The following is a 25,086-nucleotide window of genomic DNA, read 5'->3' as shown; positions in this document are numbered from 1 at the left end:
CGGAGGGCGCAAAAGGCGCCCTCCGGGGAAGCGTCCGCGCCTCACGGATGCATCCGCGCCCCCTTCACCACCTTGTCCACCGCGTTCCGCGGTCCGTACACCGCGAGTCCCACCAGGTCCAGTTCGCCGGTCGGCACGGCTCGTACGGCCGCGCGGTTGTCCCGGTCGTTGCCCGTGCCGAAGAGGTCCGAGGTGAAGACCGCTCGCGGCAGCGCCCGGGACAGCACGCGGGCGTGGGCGGCGGTCAGCGTCTCCTTCGAGGCCTCCAGGACCAGCACCGGCTGCCGGAACATGGGCAGGTAGGAGATCCCGTCGGCGTCCTCGTACGGCTCCCCGACCACCTCGGGGACGGCCGCCCCCAGGCCGCTGACGAGGAAGGCGGTCACATTGAGCCGCTGCCAGGGCTCCAGGTCGTCACGCAGGACGACGGTGATCTTGGTGTCGAAGCGGACGGGTGCGGCGTCCGGAAGGCCCGCCCCGCCCACCGCGCCGCCACCCGAAGGACTCGGGCCGCTCGTGCCGCTCACATCGCTCGTGCCGGACGGGTTCATGTCGGTCTCGCTGCTCATACGAGAACACTGCCGACCGGCGTACGCCGTCGTCTTGTACGTTCTTAGCGTGACCCCTCAGCGTGAGATGTCCGCGTGGCGCCCGAGCGTCCCGGGCATCGTCGAGGTCTTCCACGCGCACTACACCGAGTACGCGTACCCGATGCACGTGCACGAGGCCTGGACCCTGCTGATCGTCGACGACGGCGCCGTCCGCTACGACCTCGACCGGCACGAGCACGGCACCCCGCGCGACACGGTGACCCTGCTCCCGCCGCACATCCCGCACAACGGCGCTCCCGCCACAGAGCACGGTTTCCGCAAGCGGGTCCTCTACCTCGACGGCTCGCGCCTGGCCGACGACCTCATCGGACCCGCGGTGGACGGCCCCGGCCTCGCGGATCCCGTACTGCGGCGGCGGGTCGCCCGGTTGCACACGGCACTCACCCACCCGGGCGACGAGCTGGAGGCCGACAGCAGACTGACGCTGATCGCGGACCGGCTGCGCGGGCTGCTGCGCCCCCGGTCCGTGGAGGTCCCGCACGCCGACCGGCCGCTCGCCCTCCGCCTGCGCGAGCTCCTCGACGAGCGGGTCGTGGAAGGCATCACCCTCGACGAGGCCGCGCGGCTGGTGCACGCCCACCCCGCGCATCTGGTCCGGGCGTTCAGCGGCGCGTTCGGCATCGCACCGCACCAGTATCTGATGTCCCGCCGCGTGGACCGCGCCCGCGGCCTGCTCCTCGGCGGACGGCCACCGGGCGAGGTGGCCGCCCTGACCGGCTTCTACGACCAGTCCCATCTCACCCGCCATTTCCGGCGGCTGGTGGGGGTGACTCCGGGGCGGTACGTGCGGTCGTGAACCCACGGTTCCGTCCGGCCTACGGGCCCGTCCACAGGTCCGTCCACAGGCCCGTCCGGCCTACAGTTCGCGCTGGGCCTCGTGGAGATTGCGCGGCCGTACGACGTCCGTCGTCCCGTACAGCTCCAGCCGGGAGTGCAGGTCCCCGGTGAAGTCGGGTACGTCGATCTGGTCGAACTCGGTGACCTCGTTGACGCCGACGGTGGCGCTGCGGGGAGCGAGGCCGTCGATCTTCATCAGACCGGCCCGGCCGTTGGTGACCCGGATGTTCCAGTGCGTGAAGCGCGCTCCGAAGAGCGGTCCCGCCGAGGCGTCGCCGCCGTGCCGGCCGTCGTTGTCGACGGTGATGTCGGTACGGACGTTCGCGAAGGGCAGTCCGCGGTGGGAGTCGAAGGTGCCCATCCGCATGTCGCCGCGCGACCAGACGTTGTACGAGGACAGGCCCTCGACGTTGATGCCGTGCAGCTGGGTTCCGGCGGGCGCGGGAACGGTGCGCTCCTCGACGGTGAAGTCCTCGATCAGGTTGTCGTGCGAGCCCTCGCGGCAGAAGTACGGGTGGTGCGAGCCGCGTCCGGCGACGGTCGTACGGCGCAGGGTGCAGGCGGAGGCGGCGACGAGACCGAATCCGTTGTCGACGTGGCGGACCGTGACGTCGTCCACCCAGCAGTCGTAGGCGCACTGCAGGACGACTCCGTTGTAGCCCTTGTCGAGCAGGTGCGGCGACTGCGGTGTCTCCATGGCCTCCAGGGTCAGCCCCTCCACCGCCGAGCCAGTCAGCTCCTCGACGTGCGTGGTCAGCCGGGGGTCCCACTCCGGGCGTACGTCGAGCGGGAGAGGGCGTTCGAAGGTCACGCTGCGGCCGCGCACCCGGGCGACGCGGACGGGCCACTCGTAGGGGACGTACGAGGTCAGCTTGGTCTTGTCGTCCCAGGAGTACGCCTCGGGCCCGGGTCCGCCGCCCGACATGTGCTCCAGGAGCGTGTGGTCGGCGTCGTCGGCCAGGCGGAGGAGGACGAGTGCTCCGGGGCGCAGTTCGGAGGCGTCCGCGACGGTCACCGTCCAGGAGCCCTGACGCGCGGGCTCGACGGTCGTGAGGGTCCGCCAGGCGTCGCGCGTGTTGCCGGTCCAGCCCTCGAAGGGCCACGCCTTCGCCTTGACGGCGGAGACGAGCGCGTCCCAACGAGCCGTGGGGGCCAGCCAGATGAGGCCGCCGGCCCAGGACCAGGACGACTTGTCGCCGCCGTAGCGGGATCCGTAGGCGCCGATCAGTTCGGTGAGGTTCCGGGTCGCGTACAGGGTCGTACGGCCGCTGCCGGCGCCCCGGAGGACCACGTTCGAGTGGCCGATGTGGATCAGGTCGTCGATGCGGAACGTCCCGGGAGGGATGGTGACCGTGCCGCCGCCGGCCCTTCCGGCGGCGGCGACGGCACGGTTGATCGCGGGAGCGCAGTCCGTCGTGCCGTCGGCGACGGCGCCGTGATCGCGGATGTCAGTCACGACGGGACGGCGGGGAAAGCGCGCGGCCCCGCGGTGCGCGCCGGCCCTGCCGACGTACGGGATCTGCGGGTGGGTGAACGGGGAGCGGACGAACTCCCTCCAGAGCGGGGGTACTTCGCCGGACCGGGCGGAGGCGGCCTGCGCGCCGCCGGACCGTGCGGCGGCCGCGCCCCGGGCGGGTGGCGGGGCCGCCGCGGTGGTCCCCGGCGCCGCGGCGGCCGTCGTGCCCGTGATGGCGGTGGCCGCCACCGCCGTGGCACTGCCGAGCAGGGCCCGCCTGGTGATCCCCGTGTACCCGTACCCGTACCCGTACCCGTGCCCGTGCCCGTGCCTGTCGGTCATGACCGTCCGCCCTTCCATGCGCTTCCCTGCGGATTTTCATGTACATGAACGATGTTCAGGTGTGCGTCGGCGGCGAGCATGCCACGGGGACCCCGCGCGGGGAAAGGGTCCCGCAATGGCTATTTAGCGGAGGCTGGACACCAGGGAACTGCCGGACGGCGAGCGTCAGTTGGCAGGGCGCTGAGTCAGATGTGTGAACGCGTCCAGGTTGCGCGTCGACTCGCCGCGGGACACCCGCCAGGCGTACTCCTTGCGGATCGCCGAGGCGAAACCGAGTTCCAGGAGAGTGTTGAAGGAGCCGTCGGCGGCTTCGAGGACGGATCCGAGGAGACGGTCCACCTCCTCCGGGGTGACGGCGGCCAGCGGCAGCTTGCCGACCAGATAGACGTCCCCGAGGGAGTCGACCGCGTAGGCGACCCCGTAGAGCTTGAGATTGCGCTCCAGGAGCCAGCGGTGGACCGCTTCGTGGTTCTCGTCGGGGTGGCGGATCACGAACGCGTTCAGCGACAGCGAGTGCTTGCCGACGATCAGCGAGACCGTCGTCGACAGCTTGCGGGTGCCGGGCAGTTTCACGACGTACGAGCCCGCGTCGGGGCTCTCCCACTCCAGCTCGGCCTCGGTGAGGACCCGCTCGATGATCGACGCTGCGTCAGCCATGGGGCGAGCGTACGTGACCGCGTCGGGGGTGCCGCGCATCGTCGGACGCGGGGAGCCGGCGTCCGGCGTGGTGCCGCCGCGGACGGTTGTCGGGCGTGGCGCGTCCGCGGACGGTTGTCGGGCGTGGTGCCTCCGCAGACAGCTGGCGGGCGGGGCGCGTCCGTAGCCGACGTCCGGCGTGGTGCCTCCGCCGCCGGTGTCAGGCGTGGTGCGCGCGCAGGCGGCGTCGGTGGTCCTGTGTCGCCGCCGTGTACACGTCCGCCGTCGCCGCCGCCGCGGTGTCCCAGCCGAAGCGCTCCGCGTGGCGTGCCGCGGCGGCCCCCATACGGGCCACGAGGGTCTCGTCGTCGGCGAATTCGCCCAGCACGCGCGCGTAGTCGGCGGGACGGTGCCCCTGCACGAGGAAGCCGGTCTCCTGGTGGCGTACGGCCACCGGCAGGCCGCCCACCTCGGCCGCGAGCACCGGCGTGCCGGCCGCCTGCGCCTCGATGGCGACCAGTCCGAAGGACTCGCTGTACGAGGGCATGACCAGCACCGAAGCGGCCCGGAACCAGTCCGCGAGCTGATCCTGGCCGACGGGCGGCCGGAACCGTACGACGTCGGCGATACCCAGCCGCGCGGCGAGCTTCTGGAGCCCCTCGGGCTTGGCGAGTCCGCTGCCGCTCGGACCGCCCACTACGGGGACGACGATCCGGCCGCGCAGCTCGGGCCGCTCGTCGAGCAGGACGGCGACCGCGCGCAGCAGTACGTCGGGGGCCTTGAGGGGCTGTATGCGGCCCGCGAACAGGGGGATCAGGGCGTCCTGCGGGAGGCCGAGCCGCGCGCGGGCGGCGGCCCGGCCGTCGGCGGGCCGGAAGCGGTCGAGGTTGACCCCGGGATGGACGACGGCGACGCTGCCGGAGTCCGCCCCGTAGTGGCGTACGAGCTCGTCGGCCTCCTCCGCGGTGTTCGCGATGAGGCGGTCGGCGGCGCGCACGATCTGGGTCTCGCCGATGACACGGGCGGCGGGCTCGGGGGTGTCGCCCTCGGCCAGCGCCGCGTTCTTGACCTTGGCCATGGTGTGCATCGCGTGCACCAGGGGCGCGCCCCAGCGTTCGGCGGCCAGCCAGCCGACGTGGCCGGAGAGCCAGTAGTGCGAGTGCACGAGGTCGTAGTAGCCGGGGCGGTGACCGGCCCAGGCCTGCATGACGCCGTGGGTGAACGCGCACAGCTGGGCAGGGAGGTCTTCCTTGGCGAGACCCTCGTAGGGGCCCGCGTCGACGTGCCGGACGAGGACGCCCGGTGCCAGCTCGACGACCGGCGGGAGTGCCCCGGTCGTGGCCCGTGTGAAGATCTCGACCTCGATGTTGATCGCGGCGAGCCGCTGGGCGAGTTCGACGATGTACACGTTCATGCCGCCCGCGTCGCCCGTGCCGGGCTGGTGCAGGGGCGAGGTGTGCACGGAGAGCATGGCGACGCGACGGGGCCTGCGGTGCAGTCTGAGCCGCGAGGCCCCCGCCGGGGAGCGACGCCCGAGCCTGCTGACGTACTGGCTCACGTGGCGGTCCTCCTTGCTGCGGGCATGCCGGTCGGAGGACGTGTCACGCCCTCCAGGAGGGAGAACGTCGGAGGTGTCCACTCCATTTCCCCTTTGCCGAATCATTACCCCGTATCGCTCAACCGTTCGATCGCGGGATGCGTCTGCCTCCCTGTCCGTCCGGATCCGCCGGGGTTTTCCACAGGCGGGGCGGGGCGACCGCCGGTTGTCCACAGGGTCACCCGGTCCACGCCGGGGCCGCCTACTCTCGTACGCATGACAACCCGCGCAGCGTCCCGGCCCGTGGGCACGGTGACGCGCGGGACGACGAACCCCAACCGCCTGCGCCGCATGGACCGCTGGATCGCGGCGGTGCACGGCGCCGAGCTCCGCCGGGCGCCGGAACCGGTGGCGGTGGCGGTGGACCTCGGCTACGGCGCCGCGCCCTGGACCGCGGTCGAGCTGCTGACCCGGCTGCGCACCGCCGCACCCCGCACCCACGTGTTCGGCATCGAGATCGAGCCCGCGCGGGTCGCCGCCGCCCGCCCGTACGAACGCGAGGGCCTCGCCTTCCGGCACGGCGGCTTCGAGGTCCCGGTGCCGGGCCGGCCGCAGCTGATCCGGGCGGCGAACGTGCTGCGCCAGTACGACGAGGAGCAGGTCGCCGAGGTCTGGCGGCGGCTCCGCGCACGGCTCGCACCCGCGGGCCCCGGCTCCCGGGGCGGACTGCTCGTCGAGGGCACCTGCGACGAGATCGGCCGTCGGCACGTCTGGGTCGCCCTCGGCCCGGAAGGCCCGCGCACGGTCACCTTCGCCACCCGACTCGGCTCCCTGGACCGCCCGTCCGACCTGGCCGAGCGGCTGCCGAAGGCCCTCATCCACCGCAATGTGCCGGGCGAGCCCGTGCATTCCTTCCTGCGCGACTTCGACCGCGCCTGGGCCGCCGCCGCGCCGTACGCGGCGTACGGCGCGAGGCAGCGCTGGATACGCGCGGTCCGCGACCTGAGGGCCGACTGGCCGGTCGTGGACGGGATCGCCCGCTGGCGCCAGGGCGAAGTGACGGTGCGCTGGGAGGCGTTGGCGCCCCGCGCCTGACGGAGCGCGGGGCCGGCGAGCCGCCGCGGCGACCGGGAGGCGACCGGTGCGCGACCGGTGCACGAACCGACGGGAACGATCTCGGTGAGTCGCTCGTCACACAGGCGGGGGGATGAGATCGTCATGCCGACGCGAGCTGCAGGGAAGGGAGTTCCTGTCTGCCGCGTGCACGAGGGGGAGGGAGTTCTTGCCCTGCCGCGTGCGCGAGGGGGAGGGAGTTCTTGCCCGGCTCTGTCGCATTGCGCGCCGACATGGCACGATCCCTCAGACATCCGTATGTTACTGACGGTAAATCAGGTGAGGGGCGGAGAAATGGGATCCGGCAAGCGGAGCCTGACCACGGCGGCCATGGCCCTGGCCTGCGCATGCGCCTGCGTGGTGCTGGCGTCGGCGGGGACGGCCTACGCGAGCCCGGAACCGAAGCCGACGCCGACTAGGACTCCCACGGCGACCCCGACACCCGTGAGCACCAAGGACCTTGAAGCGGTCCGCAAGAAGCTCGACAAGCTCTACCACGAAGCCGCGGTCGCCACGGACGCCTACAACGCGGCCGAGGAGAAGGTCCAGAAGCAGTCCGCCGAGATCGTCGGGCTGGCCCAGCAGATCGTCAAGGGCCAGGCGAAGCTGGACGCCTTGAAGGACCGCGCGGGTGCCGCGGCCCGCGCCCAGTACCGGGGCGGCGGGCTGCCGCCCGAGGCGCGGCTGTGGCTGAGCGACGACCCGCAGGAGTTCCTGGACGGCGCGGGGCGGGTGCGGCAGGGCGAGCACGCCACCAAGGGGCTGATGGGCGAGATGGCCCGCACCCAGGAGGACTTGCGGCAGTACGCGAAGGACGCCTCCACGCAGTGGCGGAAGCTGGAAGCCGACCGCGAGACCCGGGCCGAGGCCAAGAAGAAGATCAAGCAGCGGATCTCCGACGCCGAGAAGCTGGAGTCCCGGCTGGAGAAGAAGGAGAAGGAGCGGCTCGCGAAGCTGGAAGAGGAGGCCGCCTACCAGGCGCAGTCCGTCTGGCTGAGCTCCGGCGTCCTCTCGGACATCAAGAGCGACGCCTCCGAACAGGGCAGGAAGGCCGTGAAGTACGCGACCGACCAGATCGGCAAGCCTTACGAGTGGGGCGCCGAGGGCCCGAAGACGTTCGACTGCTCGGGACTCACCTCCCAGGCCTGGGCGGCCGCCGGTCACCCCATCCCCCGCACCTCGCAGGAGCAGTGGAAGCAGCTCAAGCACGTCGACATCAAGGACATGCGCCCCGGCGACCTGATCATCTACTTCGACGACGCCAGCCATGTCGGGATGTACATAGGGGACGGCGCGCTCGTGCACGCCCCGCGCCCCGGGCGCACGGTGACGATCACGGGCGCGGGTTCGATGCAGATCCTGGGCGTCGTACGGCCGGACGCGTAGGACGCCCCATCAGGCACGGAGCGCCGTGAACGGGGTGTGCCGTCAGGCGTGACGGCACACACGTGACGCACCGCACGTGACCTACCGCACGGTTGCCCCGGCCGCTCGGACCCGGGGACGTGACCTTCGTCATCCCCCGGGGAGCCGCGTCCTGTCCAAATGCGTTACGGGATGCGGCATATGACGGTGGCCCTTTGCCCGGCACCGCGCCGTACGCCATTCCGTTGCGGCACCGGCGGGCGCTATGGTCCCCGTCGGTGGGTCGAGGTCCTTCGCCCCACCACGCCCTCGGGGGGAGGGAAGGAACCCAGACGATGCCCGTACCCGTACCGCGGCAGAGAGCGATCCCGGCCGTGGAGAGTGGTCAGGCTCAAGCCGTGTTCTCACCCGGCGGCCCATCCGGCGACACCACCGGCGGCCCCGCCGGGACAGCACCGGAAGCTCGCACCACGACCCCGATCACCGGCACCACCCATCTGACTCTCCTGGTCATCGAAGACGACCCGGCGGGTTCGCTCGGTGTGCCCGAAATGCTCGACGCGGCCGGCAGGCCGGTCCGGGTCCGCACCGCCCGCAACCTCACCGAGGCCGAGCGGCTGCTCACCGACGACGTCCACTGCATCCTGCTCGACCTCGCGCTGCCCGCACCGGGCCGGGCGGCGGAGAGCTCCGACGAGCTGGCGACGCTCAAGCACGTCCTGCGGCTCGCGCCCGGCCACGCCGTCCTCGCGCTCACCGCGTCCGGCGACGCGGAGCGCGGCACGGAGGCGGTGCGCGTCGGCGCCCAGGACTACCTGTTCCGCGACGAGCTGGACAGCCGGCTGCTGAGCCGCGCGATCCGGTACGCGGTGGAGCGGAAACGTTCCGACAAGGCCGAACGACGGCTCACCGAGTCCAAGCTCCGCGCCCAGGAGAACGCCCGTCTGGAGCGCGGCCTGCTGCCGACCCCGCTACTGGAGGGCTCCCCGCTGCGCTTCGCCGCGCGCTACCGCCCGGGCCGCTCCCGCGCGCTGCTCGGCGGCGACTTCTACGACACCGTGCGCACGGCCGACGGCACGGTGCACGCGATGATCGGCGACGTCTGCGGGCACGGACCCGACGAGGCGGCGCTCGGTGTGGAGTTGCGCATCGCCTGGCGTGCCCTGACGTTCGCGGGCCTGTGCGGCGACGAACTCCTGTCCACGCTCCAGCAGGTCCTGGAGCACGAGCGCGAGAACGACGAGATCTTCGCGACGCTGTGCACCGTGGACATCGCGCCGGACGGCCGCCGCGCCGGGCTCTGCCTGGCCGGTCACCCGTCACCCCTGATCGCCCGTCCGGGCCGGCCCGCCCAGCTGCTGCCGTACGACAACAACGGCCCCGCGCTCGGTCTGCTGCCGAACGCCCGCTGGCCGCGCATGCAGGTGGAGCTGGGTGCCGCGTGGAGCCTGATGCTCTACACCGACGGCCTGATCGAGGGCCACACCGGCGTGGGCAAGGAACGCCTGGGCCTGGACGGCATGGTGGACATGGTCCGCCGCCAGCTCGCCCAGGGACTCCAGGGCGAGGACCTGCTGCGCGCGGCGGTGAACGAGGCGCGCGAACTCAACGGCGGAGAGCTGGCGGACGACGTGGCGGTACTGCTGCTGGACCGGACTCCTTAGCCACGGGGGTCTCGTGGCCGGGGTGGCCACGAGGTGTTCCGTGGCCGGGGTCCGGCCATGCCCGGCGCCCCGCCGGGCGGGGTCTACCTGCCGCCGTTGTACGGCCCGTACGGGCCGTCGCTGCTGCTGCCGCCACGGCGGCCCCGGCCGCCGCCCGACACCTGCCGCAGCGCGGGGCGGACGTCGACGAAGAAGACGATCGTGGCAACCAGGCCCGCGAGCTGCAGGAAGAGGTAGGGCACCACCAGGTTCACCGCCACGGTGACACCGAGGATGATCAGCCAGAACATCTTGTTCTGCTTGTCGGCGGCACGGTAGGCGTCCTCGCGGGCGATCGCGGCCATCACCAGCGCCACCACGGCGAGTACGAGTATGGCTGTGAAGATCAGCCACATCAGACCGCCGAATGCCGTCATCAGCACAATGCCCACCGCCTGTTCGAGTCGTCTCTACGGCCACCGTACCCGGACAACGGGCCGGGCACTCGGAGAGTGCCCGGCCCGTCGCGTCAGGCGAAGTGGTGTCGCCCCGCTCGCCTACTTCGCGGGCGGAGCCGTCTTCTTGGCGACCGGCTTGCGCACCGGGGCCTTCTTCGCCGGGCTCTTCTTGGAGGGGGCGTCCTCGGCGGCGGCCGCCGGCTTCACCTCTTCCTTGACCTCGACCGGCTCGGCGTTCGGCTCGACGGCGATGGCGAAGTCCTCGATCTCCTCGGCGGCCTCGCCGCGCCAGGTCCGCACGGTCTGCTCGCCGTGCTCGGCGACCTTCTCGTACGTCTCCCGCGCCTTGACGGCGTACTCGGCGGCGACACCGACACCGCGCAGGGCGAAGTCCTGGGCGGACTCGCCGAGCTTCTTCAGGTCGGTGTCGAGGGTGCCGAGGAACTCCGTCACCTTGGCCTGAAGGGTCTCCTGCGCCTCCTTGGCGCGGGCGGTGGCCTTCTCCTGGACGGCGTTGGGGTCGATGTTCTTCACGGTGTCGATGCGGCCCGGGGCCTCGGCGCGGATCTGCTCCACGATGCCGGGGACCTTCTTCGCCTGCTGAACGGCCAGGTCGGCGGTGCCGGCGAGGAAGTAGAGGGGGGTCGGGTCCGTGGCGGCCTTGCGGATGTCGTCGGTGATGGCCATGACGATGGTCCTCCCGTAATCGCTTTCAGCTGAGGGTTGTGTGATCCGCATGCGGTCAACTCGCGGTCTGCTGCGGACCGGCATCGCTGCCGTCGGCCGTGCGGGGGCCGCGGACGGCGGTGTCCTGTGGAGGCTGGGCGTCCGGTATGTCCTGAGTCTCGGGTGCGTCGGTGCCGCGGCCCGCACCGGTACCGGGCACCTCGGTGCCGTGACCGGTCTCGTCCGCCGGTGCGATCTCGAATCCGTTCTCCTTGCGGAAGGACTCGTAGATCTGGAGCAGCACCTGCTTCTGCCGCTCGTTCAGCGTGGGATCGGCGAGGATGACGGCACGCGTCTCCACCTCGTCGCGGTCCCGCTCGGCGTCGAGGATGCCGGCCCGCACGTACAGCGTCTCGGCGGAGATCCGCAGGGCCTTGGCGACCTGCTGGAGCACCTCCGCGCTCGGCTTGCGCAGCCCGCGCTCGATCTGACTCAGATACGGATTGGACACCCCGGCGGCGTCGGCGAGCTGCCGCAGCGACAGCTGCGCGCTGCGCCGCTGTTCCCGCAGGTACTCACCGAGATTGCCGACGTTGAGCGATGCCATGCGTCCACCTTGCCCCATCGTCGCTAACTTTTGCAAGCACCTGCTTGCAAAAGTGTGTCACGCCACGAAGGACGTGGCCCCTCGGCCGATCATGACGGCGCCGGTACAACCGTTCGACCTCTGCGCGTGTCTGGTGTCCGGGACTCACGACCCGCAATTCACCGTGCATCTACGCCACTTCAACCCAGAGGTAACCGTATGCTCCGCTCCGGGCCCAGCCTCCGCACACTCCGCACGGCCGTCGGCGTCATCGGCGCCGGCGCGCTGATCACGCTGGGCAGCGCTCCCTCCGCGATGGCCGACGGCCCCGGGACCGGGCTGGTGCTGAACACCGCACCGATCAACGGAGTGAAGCCGGGAACCACCTTCGAGGCGCCGGTCAGCTTCGGCACCACGGGCACCAAGGCGCTGGACAAGATCTATCTGTGGTACTACGTCACCAAGGGGTTGGACTTCGCCGACGTGCCCTCGAACTGCGTGCGGTGGAACATCGGCGTGTACGACGAGTTGCCGGCCAGAACCCTCCTGACCTGCGAGTTCGACCAGACCGTCGAGCCCGGTGTCGTCTACGCCCCCGACAAGCTGCCCTTCAAAGCTCTCGACAGGGCGCTGTACGACCAACTCGACGTCGTCGTCCGGGACTACGAATACGACGGCGGCGATGAATACGCCCACGAGCCCGTACGCGGAACCGCTACCGCGGCGAAGCTGGTGGCGCGGCCCGGCTCCGTTCTGCCCGGCGGTGGCTCGGAGGGCTCCGCCAGGGCCCGGGTGCGGGTGAACACGGTGAACACGGCCGACTTCCAGGTGTCGGGAGCGGAGCTGAAGGGCCGGGTCGGGGACACGGTCGACGTCAAGGTGAAGTTCACCAACGCCGGCCCCGCGTGGGTGCTGGAGGAGCCGGGCCCGCCGGTGACGACCCGGACCCTGATCAAGGTGCCCGCGGGCACGACCGTGGTCAAGGGACTGAATTATTGCGAGACCCCGGCAGCCGGAACCTACTCCTGCCACGTCGCGCAGGGCTGGGTGGAGGAGGGCCAGGTGAACACCTACTCCTTCAAACTGAAGATCAACAAGGCGGTGGCGGGAGCCAAGGGCTCGGTGGCCCTCACTTCCGAAGCCCGCCCGTACGACGTGAACAAGGCGAATGACAAGGCCGACATCCTGCTCGACGTCGAGGGCGGTGGTTCGACGGGCGGAAGCGGCTCCACCGGCGGGTCTGGCTCCACCGGCGGGAGCGGCTCCACAGGTGGGGGCGGCTCCACGGGCGGGTCTGGCTCCACCGGCGGATCCGGGACCACCGGCGGCGGAACGAATACCACCGGCGGCTCCTCGGCCACCGGATCTTCGGGGAGCGCCACCACCGGCGGTGGCCTCGCCGCCACCGGTTCCGGCCCGGCGCTGCCCCTCGCGGGTGCCGCGGCCGCGGCCGTCGCCGCCGGTGCGGGCGCGGTCCTGCTCGTACGTCGCCGCGCGGCCCGGCGGTAATCCGTTCGGCGCGCGCCTGAGGGTGTCGCGCCCGGAACCGTTCGAGCGGGACACCGGCCGTCGGCTGTCCCGCTCGAACCGTGGACACCACGGCACCGGTCACCAGGGCAGCGGGCGCGCGTGGATCACGTCCAGGCGTGACACCGCCCGGGTCAGCACCACGTAGAGCCGGTGCAGGCCCCGCGCCTCGGCCTCCGCCATCGCCGCCGGTTCCACGGCCACGACGTGGTCGTACTCCAGCCCCTTGGCCAGACTCGCGGGCAGCACCGCGATCCGGGCGCCCGGTTCATCGGCTCCGGCGGCGCGGATCCCCGCGGCGCCGAGCGCCTCCCGTACCTCGGTGACGTCGGCGTCCGCGGTGATGACCCCGATGGACCCCTCGTGCGCGAGCGCCTCCCGTACGGCCGCGACGGTCTCGGCCGCCGGGTCGGCGGTCGGCCGGATCCTCAACGCGCCGTCCCCGCGCAGGGACCGGGCCGGTGGGACACCCACATCCAGGCGTTCCAGCACCCGGTTGGCGAGTTCGACGATGACCCCGGGCACCCGGAACCCGACCGTCAGAGGGACGACAGCCGCCTCCGGTTTGCCCAGATGGGCCAGGAGCTCGCCCCACTCCCGCGCCGCCCAGGGAGTCGTGCCCTGCGCGAGGTCCCCGAGCACGGTCAGCGACCCGAAGGAGGCCCGCCGCGCGATGGCCCGGCATTCCATCGGTGACAGGTCCTGCGCCTCGTCGATCACCAAGTGGCCGTATCCCTCGGGGTGTTCGATCAGCCCGGCGATCTCGTCGAGCAGGACCAGATCGGCGGCCGACCACCGCGCCGACTTCCACGACCGCGGCGGCCGCACCCACAGGACCGCCTTCCGCTCCTCGGCGTCGAGGATCCCCTCGGCCACCCGCTCCAGCGCCTCGGCGTCGGTGAGGAGCCGGGTGAGCAGCTCCTCTGGGCGCACCCGGGGCCACACCGCGTCGACGTACGCGCCGACCGGCCGGGCCCTGGAGATCCGCTGCGCCCAGGCGTTCGTCTGCGGCCCGGCCCGCAACTCGGCCCGTTCCCGCACATACCGCACGACCCGTGTCCGCACCCGCTCCCGCCCGACGGCGTACGGCGGTTCCTCGGCTCGTACGCCGTCCACGATGCGGCGCAGTACGGAGACGGGGACACGCCAGCGGTACGTGCCGTCCGGCACGGCGAGGCCCTCGGCCGGGACGCCGATGTTCCCGTACAACGCCCGGCGCAGCACCCGCGCCATCCGGGCGTCGTGCTTGACGGCCGCGGCACGTTCGCCGTCCTCTCCGGTCACCGGACGGCCGGCGATCTCCTCGCCGATCGTCGACTGGCGCACGCCGGTCTCCCCGAGCGCGGGAAGGACCTCCGCGATGTACGACAGGAAGGTGCGGTTGGGACCGAGGATCAGCAGGCCGCCACGGCGGACGCGCTGCGGATGGGTGTAGAGGAGGTAGGCGGCCCGGTGCAGGCCGACGGCCGTCTTGCCGGTGCCCGGGGCGCCCTGCACACAGACCGAGGCCGACAGATCAGCCCGTACGAGATCGTCCTGTTCGGGCTGGATGGTGGCGGCGATGTCCCGCATGGGGCCGACACGGGGGCGCTCGATCTCCTCGGCGAGGATCGAACTTCCTCGACCGGTCCCGCTCACCGCGGTCGCGCTCTCCCCTGCTCCGGCTCCGACCCCGGCCAGTTCCGGCGGGACCGGTCCCGGCGAGGGCCGCTCCACCCCGATGGGTTCGTCCTCAAGACCCGTGAGGTCGGCGGAGTCGCCGCGGCTGCCGGGCGCCCAGCCGAAGCGCCGGCGGACGGCGACGCCCTGGGGGTCGCGGGCGCCCGCCTGGTAGAAGGCGCGCGAGACGGGGGCCCGCCAGTCGACGACGAGGGGCGGGGCGGCGGGGTGTTCCCTGATCCGCAGCCGCCCGATGTGATAGCTCTGCCCGGCGTGGTCGCCGGCCGCCGGAACCGAGTCCTGGAAGTCCAGCCGGCCGAAGAACAGGGGGCCCTGGGGCAGCTCCCGCATCTCCTTGGCCTGGCTGCGCAGCTGATACCCGAGCACTTCGGCGTCGGCCCCGGACGCGGAAACGTCCTCGCCGGTGACGACCTGCTCCTCGGCGCCGTCGACCATCGCGGCGAGGGCGGCGCGACAGGTGTCGTGAAAGGCGCGTTCGCGGGACAGGGAGCGGGCGAGCGGCAGGTCCGGGGCAGGCCGCCGGGCGGGGTCGGGTGGCGTCATTCCATCCAGGGTACCGGAATGACTTAACCAAGTAACATTCTTTACCCGGTTACACCCTGGATGCCTCTGCGGACCCCCTGGCCGTTTCCGCCGGGCGAACCCGGGGATCCCGGGGTCAGGCGAGCCCGGGGAACCCGGCCGCGAGCCGCGCGAAGGCCTGCTCGGCCGCCGCCACCGCGTCCGGCCGTACGGCAGCCAACCGCTCCCCCTCCGCGATCCGCCGCAGGTTCTCCTCGGCGAGGATGCGGCGCACGGCCGTGATCTGTCCGGCGGCGAGCCGTGCGTCGAGCCCGGTGCCCAGCGGCTCCGCGAGGGCTTCGGCGAGCGCGGCCTCGGACCGCTCCAGGTACCCGTACATCCGCGCCACCAGCGACGGCGTCCCGTAGAGCAGCCGGTGGAAGGCGAGAACGCCGGGATGCTCGTTGAGCCCGGTGACGGGGTCCTCCCTGCGCAGACCGTCCAGGAAGTGCTCGCGGAGGGCGTCGACCGCGGACCGGCCGGCCGCCCGGCCCTCCTCGACGACCCGCGCGGCCTCGGTCTCGTGGTCCGCGAACCGGTGCAGGACCAGGTCCTCCTTGGACGGGAAGTACCGGAAGAGCGTCGGCTTGGAGATCTCGGAGGCGGCCGCGACCTCGGCGACGGACACGGCGTCGAACCCCTTCTCCAGGAAGAGGCCGATGGCGGTGTCGGAGACGGACTGGTACATCCGCCGCCTCTTGCGTTCGCGCAGTCCGGTGTCACTCATGGTCACGAGCCTACGCATGGCCGGGGGTCCGGCTCCGGCCCGAGATGCCGTCCGGCCAGGGTTCCGCGCGGCCCACGGGCCGACATCGCCGCCCGTTCAACTACGAAGCCGAACCCGCGGAGACCCCCGAGAACTCATGCGCGGCATCCCAGAAAGTATTGAAGAACTCCTGACGACGGGCAATCATCTCACGCGAGCGCCGATCGCCGTCCAAACTCCAGCACTTCAACAACGAGTCGTAGCCCAGCAGGTCCAGAATATGCCCGCCGGAAAGCTCCCCTCCCTCGCCTGCCGCAACCGCCGAGTCGTACTCACCGTGGCGGCACTCGGTCTTGTCATAAAAACCTTCGAAAACCTGGTCGCTGTTGATGAGGCAGAGCTTGAGCGAAGGCGAATTCTGCATGACTCGAAACTCGACGTTCAGGCGACCTTGCCCCTTTCCCGCCATGCGTCCGGCCTGTCGCTTCAGATCGGTCTCGTGACCCTTTATCTTCTCCAGCAGACTCTGTCTGAACATCGGAGCATCTCTGATCTTGCCGTCCATCCCGACCCACCCCGGAACCTCCATCGGTTTCGTGAAGTCGGGAACAAGAACTCGCACATGTATCGTGCGCTCAGGATTTCTATGGATTCCCTCCAATATCCGCCCAAGAGGTCTGGCCAAGGTCTCCCCTGTGAATCCCATGGCGGAGAAGTGAACGTCCTCCCCCGTCTGGAGGGCCTTCACGAACTCAGCCCCGAGGTCGTCGGCGGTGACGAGGTCCCGCGCCTCCAGAAGTCGCTCCTCCTTGAGCTGCTGGACCTCGTCGCCCAGGCGGCGCACCTCCTCTTCGAGGCGTTGGGCCGCAACACGCAAGGCCCCAGTCCCATCACGCTGAGTCTCATGCGCCGCGTTCAGCCGCTGCACCTCGGCATAGAGCACATACCCCACGAGACTGAGGAGCGCTCCTCCCAGATACGCCTTCCCTTCGAGCGCGTCACCCACCGGCTTCACGAACTGGGCGATCAGTCCGATGAGGAAGATGGCAAGGAGCAGTACCTTGGTCACCATCCCCTCAGCGCGCGCCCAGCCCGCGGCCACCCTGCCGCCGAATGACGACGAGCTTCCTCCGACCATCAAATCCCCCCGTTGACAACCCTGTTGAGACGATCCCGACCATGGTGCCCGCCGTGAGGACAGTCAGGAAGGGTTCGGCGGGATGACGGCCGACAACAACTCCATTCGGGACACCACAAGTTCCGCGCCCGCACCCCAAAGCTCGGCAGCCCCAGCTTCGTCGCGAACAAAACCCACAAAAGACACTTTCGCCTCACGCGCCGCGTACAGGTCCGTAGGCATGTCCCCGATCATCAAGGCGTAGGACGCATCGGCACCCAAACCGGCGAGCGCGCGATAGATCGAATCCGGGTCCGGCTTGAGCCGCCCAGGATCTTCGGTCCGGCCATAGACGCGGTTCTTGAAGTACCTGTCCATGCGCACTCTGCGCAGGTACGAGGTGACTGCGGCCGGCGCGTTGTTCGTGACCACAGCGACCCGCGCCCGGGCCTTCACCAATTGGCGGACGAATTGATCCGCGCCAGGCGTGGGCTGCGCGATCGCAGTCGCGGCCACCTCACCTTCACTCAATCGATCTTCGAGTTCCACGGCCAGGGCACTGCGTGGGCAGTGGCGGTAGACGGTCTTCAGCACCACCTGTGGATCGATCGAGGTGCCGGCCTCCCCCAGGAGCAGCCGTCCTGCGCCATGTTCGACAACGATGCGGCGCAGCTCCTCCGCGAGTGGCGCGGAGGACCCGTCCGGAAAGAGCCGGCAGAGCGGACCGTCGAAATCGAAGAGCACGCATCCGCCGGGCCTCATGTATTGCGCTGTGTCCCGGACAGCACCATGGTCGTTCAGCTTCCCCCCGCTCAACCCGGCAGTCCTGTTTCACGACGTCCCACCGACACCTGATTCATGGACTTCGCGTTCCATCTGTACAACGCCGCCGCCGCTTGCCCGGCATCCGGAACGCTCGGGAGCGCCAAAGGCACCCGAGCCGACTGCAACACCTCACTGATCTTCCGACCCGCGTGCGTGAACGGTTCTGGATCTGATCGCGCATCCAACTGGAGTGCCGCGCGTATCACGTCCGTAAACACCGACTGGGCGCGCTTGTAGTCGAGCAGCTTGGGCAGGTCCCGCTCCCACCCGGCCGAACTGCCTGGAGCCACGTCCTCGACGGTCTCGCACCAGCGCTCCGCCATCCGGGTCTCCTGCTCCGCCGGGTAGCGCATCAGGTAGAGGTGGGTGGCCAGGTCATAGAGCGGGTCGCCGAACATGGCCAACTCCCAGTCGATCGTCCAGAGCCTCATCTCGGCGTCAACCACGAAATTCTCGCGGTGCAGATCGGCGTGCAACAGACAGAAGGGACGCCGGGTCAGTCCTGAAACGTGCTCGCGCAGCGTTCGGAAGGAGATGTCACCCAACCCCAGATCACGGAACAGCCCCCCGAAGGCAGGCTGATTCCGCAGGTACACCATCCGTTCCGTGAAAGCGATGAGCTTCTCCAAAAAGACGGCTGTGTCATCACCTGCAGCCCGGTCTGTGGAATTAAACGCCCGTTCCGTAGCAAAGGAACCGGGGCGTACGCGGGCCAACTGTTCAAAGAGACCTATGATTTGTGCGCAGAGGTGCGGTGGGACCTCGGCGCCGGATCCGTACATCGCCCCCAGCGTCTTTCCCTCGATGAACCGTTGGAGACCGACGGTACCCGCCTGGATGAGATCAGGAATCCCCTCGATCCGTCCCTCCAAAGCGCGGAGCAGCTGTTCTTCGGACGCGAAACAGCGCCGGTCGAACCACAGCAGCCCAGGACGCGGCTCCCGGCATTTCCAGCGAACCGGTTCGGCTTCTCCCGGCCGGCCCGGCAGCGGAACGACATACGTCTCGTGGTGGTAACCATGGAGTGGTCCCTCGACCACTCCCGCGTCGCCACTCACCTCAACGGCTCGCCGCAGAGCCAAGGAAGCCGATTCGGGTGACATTGACCGTTCTCTCACGTAACCGCAACCAAAGAGAAAGAGGGAGAACGGTACTCCGTCGCCACTCGTGAATGGACATAATTCCAGAAGACCTGCTCCTCAGCGCGCTGGTCCGCTAGGTGAAGGGCTGCCTCCCCGCTGTCGTGACGCGGGCACTGAGCAGCGGCTACGGCTCGTGCGGGCCACCGCGCGGGGGTCGCACGGTTCACCCCGTCGGGGCACAGCCCGTGGCCATCACAACTGACCCCACAGGGCTTGCAGCACCGTCTTCAGCGACACCACCACGTGCTCGGCTCCGGCATCCCGGAGCAGTTTCTCCTTGTCGGGGTTACGCGCGTAGCCGAGGAACGGGACCCCGGCCCGCCGGGCGGCGTGCAGATCCGAGGGGGCGTCACCGATCATGAGCGCCTTCGACGGATCCGCGCCGAGGGCGTTCAGGGCCCGGTTGAGGCAGTTCGGGTCCGGCTTGAGGTGGTGCAGGTTCCGGGTGCGGCCGTAGACGTGGGGCGCGAAGCATTCGGCCAGCCCGCGGCCTTCCAGGTAACGGGAGGCTGTGCGAGCAGAGTTGTTTGTGGCGATCGCCAGCCGGGCGCCTACGGCCCTCCAGGTCCGTATCACCGCGTCGGCGTACTCGGTGGGCCAGGCCTTGTCCACCGCCTTGAGCTCCTGCTGGGTGAATCGTTCCTCCAGCTCGGCCACCAGGTCGCTGCGCGGACGCCGCCGGTTGACCGCGTGCAGGACCGCCAGCGGATCGGGGTGCTCACGCTCCTCCGGGCTCAACAGCCTGGGCATCCCCTGCCGTTCGAGCCACTCGACCAGATCTCTGGCCACCTTCTCGGCAGCGTGCCCCGCGTACAGCCGGCAGACCGGCCCGTCGAAGTCGAAGAGCACGTAGCGCGCGCCGGTGATCGTGTCCCGCAGGTTCTCCGTCTGTGTCGCCACCGCATCAGTCTGCGTCGTATCGGAAGTCACTACGAGAGTCTGAGGTCCTTGGTGATGGTTTCCCAGAGGGCGTTGAACCACTTCTGGGACTCGTCCACGAACGCGGCGTCCCGGCCGCCTGCCTGCTTCTCGAAGGAGAAGAGCAGCGACTCGGTGCCGAGGGCGTCGTACATGTCCAGCTTCTCGTCGTCCGAGATCTCCTCCTCCCGCCTGGTGATCGTGTAGTACGCCATCAGCGCCTTCGACCCGTTGAGCAGGTACAGCTTCACCGGCGGGGTGAAGGGCAGGGCCCGGAAGGTCACATGGACCTCGATGCCGTGGGAGGAGCGCAGGGACTGGAGGTTGTGGCGCAGGACGTGGCCCTGGGCGTTGCGCTGATCCAGCCAGCGCTTGTGGACGGGGTCGTCATCACCCTGGTCGTCGACGGAGACGGGGAACGCCAGGTTGATCTCCCGGCTGGGCAGCAGGATCCGCACGTCGATGCGCTCCGGGCGGATCCTTCCGTCGTGGATCTGGCGGACCGGCTCGCCGAGCGCCACCATCAGCGTCTCCGCGGTGAGGCAGGCCGCGTCGATCCGCACATGGGGGACGGAGAACGCCTCGGTGATACGCGGGGCGAGGCCCACCATGGTCGGCTGGGGCCCGTTCCGGGTGGGAGCGACTTCCGCGATCCGCGGCGGACTGCCCTTGCTGACGTTGCTGAGCAGGCCTCCTTCCTGGAGCTCGCGCAGGGCGAGGCGGACCGTGCCGCGCTCGACGCCGAACTCGTCGGCCAGTTCCGCCTGGGTGGGCAGACGGTCGCCGGCCTTCAGCTCGCCGGTGCGGATGCGCTCCCGCAGGACGTCGGCGATCTCCTGGGGCGAAAGCCTTCTGCTGCTGTCACTCGCCACAACGTTCTCCTGAGCCACGACCAAACGGTACAACTCTGTCCCATCTTTGGGGAGTTACCCGAAAGTTGTTTATCGACACTTACCAAGTGGGGACAACCTAACCAGAGTTGGTTGCCAACTTGGCCAAGATGGCGGAAGTTTTGCCTCCCCCTCGCCCATCCGTGGCACCGAGCACCCCGAGCAGGTCACCGAAGAGAAGCAGGAGGAACCACCATGCCCGCCATCGCCCTCCTCTCCGCCGTCACCGTCGTCGGCTTCGAGCAACTCGTCCAATGGCGGTACGGCCCGACGGGCATCGTCGGACTGCTGCTGCTCACCATCGGGATCAAGGCGAAGAACCCCACGTGCAGCACCATCGGGGCCGTCGTCCTGGCCCTGCTGGTGGCGGGTCCGGCCGTCAGTTCGTGATCAGCAGTTCCGAACTGATCGTCTCCCACAGCGCGTTGAACCAGTCGATGCCGTGCGTGGCGCGCAGCGCCATCAGGTTGTGCCGCAGCACCTGCACCTGGGCGTTGCGCTGGGCCAGCCAGCGGCGCCGCGGACGGTCGTCCGTCATGTCGTCGACCGGGGCGGGGAACGCGAGGTCGATGTCCCGGCTGGGAAGCAGCACCCGGACGTCGACCTTGGCCGGTTTTATGCGTCCCGCGTGAATCTCGCGCAACGGCTCGCCCATGGCGAGGGTGAGCGACACGGCGGTCAGACACAGCGCGTCGATCTCCACGTGCGGGACCTCGAAGGCCGCCGTGATCCGCGGGGCGAGCGCCACCACGGTGGACTGCGGCTTGTCCTGCGGCCCGGTCAGAGCCCGCTCGGGATGGTCCGCGACCGTCGCCGGGCTCCCCTTGGACACGTTGACGAGCAGGTGCTCCGACTGAAGGATGCGCAGCGCCTGGCGCACCGCGCCGCGTTCGACACCGAACTCGTCGGCCAGTCTGGCCTGGGTCGGCATGCGCTGGCCGGCCCGCAGCTGACCGGACCTGATCCGGCTGCGCAGCTCGTCGGCCACCTCTCGGTGTGACCTCGGCGGCCGTGGTGACCTGTTCCGTCCGTTGACGACGGCATGCTCCGGCTCCACAACCAGAACACTACAACTTCCCGCCATCTTTTGGCAGTTGCCGGACGGATGGTTATGAGTCGTCCCAACACGGAGATAACCAAGAGTGAGTTGGTCGCCAACTTGCTCAACATGGTCAAACTTCCGGAGGGTTGGCCGCCTAAGTTCCGCCTGGATGCCGGGTGGTCGGGGCGGACGGTCCTCAGCGGGGGTCCGTCTCCCCGTCCCGAAGGAGGGACCGTCATGCCGCTCATCGCCCTCGCGATCGCCGCCCTGGCCATCGGATTCGAGCAACTCGTCCAGTGGGAGTACGGACCGATGGGCATCATCGCGTTCGTCGCACTGTCCGTCGGGCTCAAGGCCCGGAACGCCACCGTCAGCGGCATCGGGGCCGTGATCCTCGTGATGCTGCTCGCCCAGTCCGGCTGAGCGGACGCCACGTCCGCCAGTCCGGCCGACCACGCTCCCCTCCGGAGGGGAGCCGGGAGCATGGTCGGTCTGCACCACCGCGTCAACCCGCACCACCACAACTGAATCGCTACGGATCGCAGTCGCAGCAGTCGACACCCGCACGGGAAGGAGAACGTCCCTACAGGCAGCCGCAGTTCAGAAGATGTCCGGGCACCACGGTCGCCTGGACGTCCGCAGCAGGGCGTCGGCCAGGCGGGCGGCGCCCTCTTGCCGTTCCCGGACCCGGCCCAGCGCCGCCAGCCGCACCGCGGACTCGTCCCCGAGCCACAGCGTCGCCAGATCGGCGATGGACAGCGACAGGTCCGCCTCCTCGGTGGTCGGCGCGCAGGTCGCCGTACCGTCCGACGCGGCCCGGAGCCGATAGCGGCCTCCGTCCGGTCCGCTCTCGTCCCTCACGTCGAGCACGAGCGTCCCGGCGCTCCCGTACGTCCGCGCCTCCAGGGCCCGTACGACATCCAGGATCCGCACCCAGAGCCAGTCCGACTGCGTGGTGATCCGGGCGGCGCGCGGGTCCGGCAGGAACTGCGGCAGCAGGTCGTCGGGGGCGCGCCGGCCGGTCTTGACCCGGGTGATCCAGTCGATCGAGCAGAGGTAGCTCCACAGGGCGCGCTCGGCCGCCGGCGTCACCGCGAGCAGCCAGTTCACCTCCGCCGTGTTCTGGGGCTGGCCGGAGTCGCCCCAGTTGTCGTCCGAGGTGTAGGAGACAAGGCCCTCGATCTCGCCCGACGCCGAGCGGTACGCGGCGTAGAACGGCTCCTTCCAGGGGAAGCCGCCGAACCTCAGCAGGCCGGTGTTCATCTGCCACCAGCGGGTGTCGCGGTTGATCACGCCGGGCCGCTCGCGCCGGAGCCGTTCGTGCAGTTCGGGTCCCGCCTTGCGGACGTCCTCGGCGTCCAGGAGGTCGACACGGCCGCCGTCGGCCGGGCCTGCCCAGCGGGGGTCGAGACCGGTGCGCGGTACGTCGACGGTCCACTCGGTGGTGGTGGTCACGGGGCCGAAGCCGTAGCGGCCGTAGATCGGGTACTCGGCGGCGATGAGGGTCGCGACGACATCGCCCCGCTCCCTCGCCGCCGCCAGGTCGGTGGTCATCATGCGGGTGAGCAGGCCCCGGCGGCGGTGCGTGGGCGACACGGTCACAGCGGAGATGGCGTCCGCGGGGACGGCCGCGCCGCCTACCGCGGTGAGCTCCTGCGGGAACGACCTGAACGTCGCCACACAGCGGGAGCCGTCGAACGCGCCCAGGGTCCTCCCCAGGATGAACGCCGATCTGCGGTTCTCGACGTCCTCGTCCGAGACGACCGGCTCCTGAAGGAACCCCGTCTTCACGGCGCGCAGCCAGTCGGGGAGGTCGGAGGCGGTGATCGGCCGTACGTCGATCGGGTCGGCGGCGTCTGTGGCGTCGAGGGCGTCATGCGGGGTCATGGAGCCACGCTAGGCGGACCCCGGCCGGGGTGTCGCGCGGATTTCCGCACGGCCCCTCCCGGCCGGTCCTCCCTCTCCCCACCCGGATCCCGGGCAGGCCCCCCGGAGGGCCGCACGGATCACGGGCCGGAGGGCCGCACGGAGTCCAGGTCGGACACACCCGGGCCCCGGGCCGGAGGACCGCACGGAGTCCAGGTCGGACACACCCGGGCCCCGGGCCGGAGGACCGCACGGAGTCCAGGTCGGACACACCCGGGCCCCGGGCTGGAGGACCGCACGGATCCCGGGCCGGACACACCCCGGTCCCGGACCGGGAAGGCCATACGGACCCCCGGCCGGACGCACCCCGGTCCCGGGCCGGAAGGCCCTGCGGATCCGAGGTCCGGCACACCCGCCCCCGGGTCAGAAAGCCGCCCGGATCTCCCCCACCTCGCGGCCGCCGCCCAGCAGGGGCGCGCTGCCGATCCTCGTCACCACCGGCCCCTCCACGCCCAGCAGGCCCAGAGCGCGGGCCAGGACGGGGCCCAGTGCCCGGCCCCCGCCGTCGTCGATCTTGAAGGCGAGGGCGCGGCCGTCGGGCAGCGCGACCGCCTGGACGGCTTCGGCGCCCATCTTGGACAGGGCGCCCGGGACCTCGCGCATCAGCCAGGTGTCGGGGCGCCGGGTGCCGGCGACGTACTCGGGATGGGCACGCATGGCGTCGGCCACCCGGCGCTCGGCGGAACCGGGGGTCGCGAGGACGAAGGAGCGGAAGGCACGGGCGAGACCCGTGAGGGTGATCGCCATCAGGGGTGCCCCGCAGCCGTCCGTGCCGACCGCCGCGACGGGCTCCCCGGCGGCCTCCTCGACCACGGAGTGGATCAACTGCTGGAGGGGGTGCCCGGGATCCAGGTACGACTCGGTGGGCCAGCCGCGCTTGCGGCACACCGCGAGCATCGCCGCGTGCTTGCCGGAGCAGTTCATGGTGACCCGGTCGCGGACGGCACCGGAGGCGAGGTAGGTCTCGGCCTCGACGGGGTCCAGCGGCAGGTCCGGCGGGCACTGGAGCTGCCCGGCGTCCAGCCCGTGCTCGACGAGCATCTTCTGGACCAGGTCACGGTGGAAGATCTCGCCGGAGTGGCTCGCGGCGGCCAGGGCGAGGCGTTCCCCGGCCAGGTCGAGGCCCGCGCGCAGGACGCCGGCCGCCTGCATGGGCTTGTTCGACGAGCGCGGGAAAACGGGTGCCGCCACGTCGCCGAGCGCCAGCTCGACCGTCCCGTCGGCGGCCAGCACCACCAGGCTGCCGCGGTGGTGCCCCTCGACGAAGCCGGAGCGGACGACCTCGGCGAGCACCGGGAGCACGTCGGACGTGCCGGACCGGGCAGCCCCCTCGGACACGGGAGCCGTGCCGGGCGTACGGGCCGTATCGGGCGTACGAGCCGTGCCAGGGGTGCCTGAGGTGCCTGAGGTGCCCGGTGTACCGGCCTCACCCGGTACACCCGGTACACCCGGTGTACCGGGTGAGGCCGGTACACCCGGTGTGCCGTCGGATATGGGCGGGT

Annotated in this window: 23 protein-coding genes and 1 pseudogene; 7 read left to right on the top strand and 17 right to left on the bottom strand. The window is 70.6% G+C overall.

Annotated elements, in window-relative coordinates; all coding sequences use genetic code 11:
• Positions 1 to 41 precede the first annotated feature (41 nt).
• The gene (locus tag OG780_RS22900; protein ID WP_328450993.1) at positions 42 to 569 is read right to left on the bottom strand and encodes a DUF2000 domain-containing protein; all 528 of its coding nucleotides are present in this window, start codon (positions 567 to 569) and stop codon (positions 42 to 44) included.
• 67 nt (positions 570 to 636) lie between these two features.
• On the opposite strand from OG780_RS22900, the gene OG780_RS22895 reads away from it, so the two are divergent.
• Positions 637 to 1,407: a helix-turn-helix transcriptional regulator gene (locus OG780_RS22895; protein ID WP_328458312.1), complete on the top strand. Its 771-nt coding sequence runs from the start codon at positions 637 to 639 to the stop codon at positions 1,405 to 1,407.
• Between the two features lie 60 nt (positions 1,408 to 1,467).
• On the opposite strand, the gene OG780_RS22890 is transcribed toward OG780_RS22895, so the two are convergent.
• The 3 genes from OG780_RS22890 to mshA all read right to left on the bottom strand — a co-directional run bounded on the left by OG780_RS22890 (position 1,468) and on the right by mshA (position 5,440).
• A complete protein-coding gene (locus OG780_RS22890; RefSeq protein WP_328450991.1) occupies positions 1,468 to 3,246 on the bottom strand; it encodes a glycosyl hydrolase family 28-related protein in 1,779 nt (592 codons plus the stop codon).
• A 165-nt stretch (positions 3,247 to 3,411) separates the two neighbouring features.
• Positions 3,412 to 3,903, bottom strand: a complete 492-nt coding sequence (locus OG780_RS22885; RefSeq protein WP_328450989.1) for a YbjN domain-containing protein — start codon at positions 3,901 to 3,903, stop codon at positions 3,412 to 3,414.
• A 199-nt stretch (positions 3,904 to 4,102) separates the two neighbouring features.
• Positions 4,103 to 5,440 (bottom strand): D-inositol-3-phosphate glycosyltransferase, encoded by a 1,338-nt coding sequence (gene mshA, locus OG780_RS22880; protein ID WP_328450987.1) that lies wholly within the window; start codon positions 5,438 to 5,440, stop codon positions 4,103 to 4,105.
• A 255-nt stretch (positions 5,441 to 5,695) separates the two neighbouring features.
• On the opposite strand from mshA, the gene OG780_RS22875 reads away from it, so the two are divergent.
• From OG780_RS22875 to OG780_RS22865, 3 genes are all read left to right on the top strand, one after another.
• On the top strand, positions 5,696 to 6,514 hold the full coding sequence (locus OG780_RS22875; protein WP_328450985.1) for a class I SAM-dependent methyltransferase: 819 nt from the start codon (positions 5,696 to 5,698) through the stop codon (positions 6,512 to 6,514).
• 312 nt (positions 6,515 to 6,826) lie between these two features.
• Positions 6,827 to 7,918, top strand: a complete 1,092-nt coding sequence (locus OG780_RS22870; RefSeq protein WP_328450983.1) for a C40 family peptidase — start codon at positions 6,827 to 6,829, stop codon at positions 7,916 to 7,918.
• A 314-nt stretch (positions 7,919 to 8,232) separates the two neighbouring features.
• On the top strand, positions 8,233 to 9,561 hold the full coding sequence (locus OG780_RS22865) for a PP2C family protein-serine/threonine phosphatase (protein ID WP_328450981.1): 1,329 nt from the start codon (positions 8,233 to 8,235) through the stop codon (positions 9,559 to 9,561).
• 83 nt (positions 9,562 to 9,644) lie between these two features.
• Here the strand turns inward: OG780_RS22865 and OG780_RS22860 are convergent, their stop codons facing one another.
• The 3 genes from OG780_RS22860 to OG780_RS22850 form a co-directional block, all read right to left on the bottom strand.
• The gene (locus OG780_RS22860) at positions 9,645 to 9,983 is read right to left on the bottom strand and encodes a DUF2516 family protein (protein ID WP_326786999.1); all 339 of its coding nucleotides are present in this window, start codon (positions 9,981 to 9,983) and stop codon (positions 9,645 to 9,647) included.
• A gap of 114 nt (positions 9,984 to 10,097) precedes the next feature.
• Positions 10,098 to 10,685 (bottom strand): hypothetical protein, encoded by a 588-nt coding sequence (locus tag OG780_RS22855; RefSeq protein ID WP_328450978.1) that lies wholly within the window; start codon positions 10,683 to 10,685, stop codon positions 10,098 to 10,100.
• Between the two features lie 55 nt (positions 10,686 to 10,740).
• On the bottom strand, positions 10,741 to 11,271 hold the full coding sequence (locus tag OG780_RS22850; protein ID WP_328450976.1) for a helix-turn-helix domain-containing protein: 531 nt from the start codon (positions 11,269 to 11,271) through the stop codon (positions 10,741 to 10,743).
• A 198-nt stretch (positions 11,272 to 11,469) separates the two neighbouring features.
• On the opposite strand from OG780_RS22850, the gene OG780_RS22845 reads away from it, so the two are divergent.
• Complete coding sequence (locus OG780_RS22845) at positions 11,470 to 12,759, top strand: hypothetical protein (protein ID WP_328450974.1); 1,290 nt, start codon at positions 11,470 to 11,472, stop codon at positions 12,757 to 12,759.
• 99 nt (positions 12,760 to 12,858) lie between these two features.
• Here OG780_RS22845 and OG780_RS22840 read toward each other — a convergent pair whose 3' ends face one another.
• From OG780_RS22840 to OG780_RS22810, 7 genes are all read right to left on the bottom strand, one after another.
• Positions 12,859 to 15,000, bottom strand: coding sequence for a HelD family protein (locus tag OG780_RS22840; RefSeq protein WP_328450972.1), 2,142 nt, complete (start codon positions 14,998 to 15,000; stop codon positions 12,859 to 12,861).
• A gap of 115 nt (positions 15,001 to 15,115) precedes the next feature.
• Positions 15,116 to 15,745: a TetR family transcriptional regulator gene (locus tag OG780_RS22835; protein ID WP_328450970.1), complete on the bottom strand. Its 630-nt coding sequence runs from the start codon at positions 15,743 to 15,745 to the stop codon at positions 15,116 to 15,118.
• 100 nt (positions 15,746 to 15,845) lie between these two features.
• Positions 15,846 to 16,796, bottom strand: a complete 951-nt coding sequence (locus OG780_RS22830; protein WP_328450968.1) for an ATP/GTP-binding protein — start codon at positions 16,794 to 16,796, stop codon at positions 15,846 to 15,848.
• Positions 16,797 to 16,925: 129 nt separating this feature from the next.
• Positions 16,926 to 17,585, bottom strand: coding sequence for an HAD family hydrolase (locus OG780_RS22825; RefSeq protein WP_328450966.1), 660 nt, complete (start codon positions 17,583 to 17,585; stop codon positions 16,926 to 16,928).
• A 68-nt stretch (positions 17,586 to 17,653) separates the two neighbouring features.
• Positions 17,654 to 18,724 (bottom strand): aminoglycoside phosphotransferase family protein, encoded by a 1,071-nt coding sequence (locus OG780_RS22820; RefSeq protein WP_328450964.1) that lies wholly within the window; start codon positions 18,722 to 18,724, stop codon positions 17,654 to 17,656.
• A gap of 276 nt (positions 18,725 to 19,000) precedes the next feature.
• Positions 19,001 to 19,738 carry an HAD family hydrolase gene (locus OG780_RS22815; RefSeq protein WP_328450962.1) on the bottom strand — a complete coding sequence of 246 codons (738 nt, stop codon included), beginning with the start codon at positions 19,736 to 19,738 and terminating at the stop codon, positions 19,001 to 19,003.
• Positions 19,738 to 20,622, bottom strand: a complete 885-nt coding sequence (locus OG780_RS22810) for a winged helix-turn-helix domain-containing protein (RefSeq protein ID WP_328450960.1) — start codon at positions 20,620 to 20,622, stop codon at positions 19,738 to 19,740. Before OG780_RS22810 ends, OG780_RS22815 begins: the two co-directional genes overlap by 1 nt.
• A 189-nt stretch (positions 20,623 to 20,811) precedes the next feature.
• Between OG780_RS22810 and OG780_RS22805 the strand changes: the two genes are divergently transcribed.
• Positions 20,812 to 21,006, top strand: a complete 195-nt coding sequence (locus OG780_RS22805; protein WP_328450958.1) for a hypothetical protein — start codon at positions 20,812 to 20,814, stop codon at positions 21,004 to 21,006.
• A gap of 43 nt (positions 21,007 to 21,049) precedes the next feature.
• Here OG780_RS22805 and OG780_RS22800 read toward each other — a convergent pair.
• A pseudogene (locus OG780_RS22800) lies at positions 21,050 to 21,679 on the bottom strand (winged helix-turn-helix domain-containing protein); the annotation flags it as partial.
• Between the two features lie 216 nt (positions 21,680 to 21,895).
• On the opposite strand from OG780_RS22800, the gene OG780_RS22795 reads away from it, so the two are divergent.
• Positions 21,896 to 22,081, top strand: a complete 186-nt coding sequence (locus tag OG780_RS22795; RefSeq protein ID WP_328450956.1) for a hypothetical protein — start codon at positions 21,896 to 21,898, stop codon at positions 22,079 to 22,081.
• A 177-nt stretch (positions 22,082 to 22,258) separates the two neighbouring features.
• On the opposite strand, the gene OG780_RS22790 is transcribed toward OG780_RS22795, so the two are convergent.
• Together OG780_RS22790 and OG780_RS22785 are read right to left on the bottom strand one after the other, a co-directional pair.
• Complete coding sequence (locus OG780_RS22790) at positions 22,259 to 23,545, bottom strand: GNAT family N-acetyltransferase (RefSeq protein ID WP_328450954.1); 1,287 nt, start codon at positions 23,543 to 23,545, stop codon at positions 22,259 to 22,261.
• Positions 23,546 to 23,947: 402 nt separating this feature from the next.
• Entirely contained in the window at positions 23,948 to 24,922 is a 975-nt protein-coding gene (locus tag OG780_RS22785) for an asparaginase (protein ID WP_328450952.1), read from the bottom strand.
• Positions 24,923 to 25,086: the final 164 nt, after the last annotated feature.

The organism is Streptomyces sp. NBC_00386 (genome assembly GCF_036063235.1).
In the GTDB taxonomy this organism is placed as follows: domain Bacteria; phylum Actinomycetota; class Actinomycetes; order Streptomycetales; family Streptomycetaceae; genus Streptomyces.
Note: the sequence above shows the minus strand (reverse complement) of the source record. Positions and strands in the feature narration are given on the sequence as shown.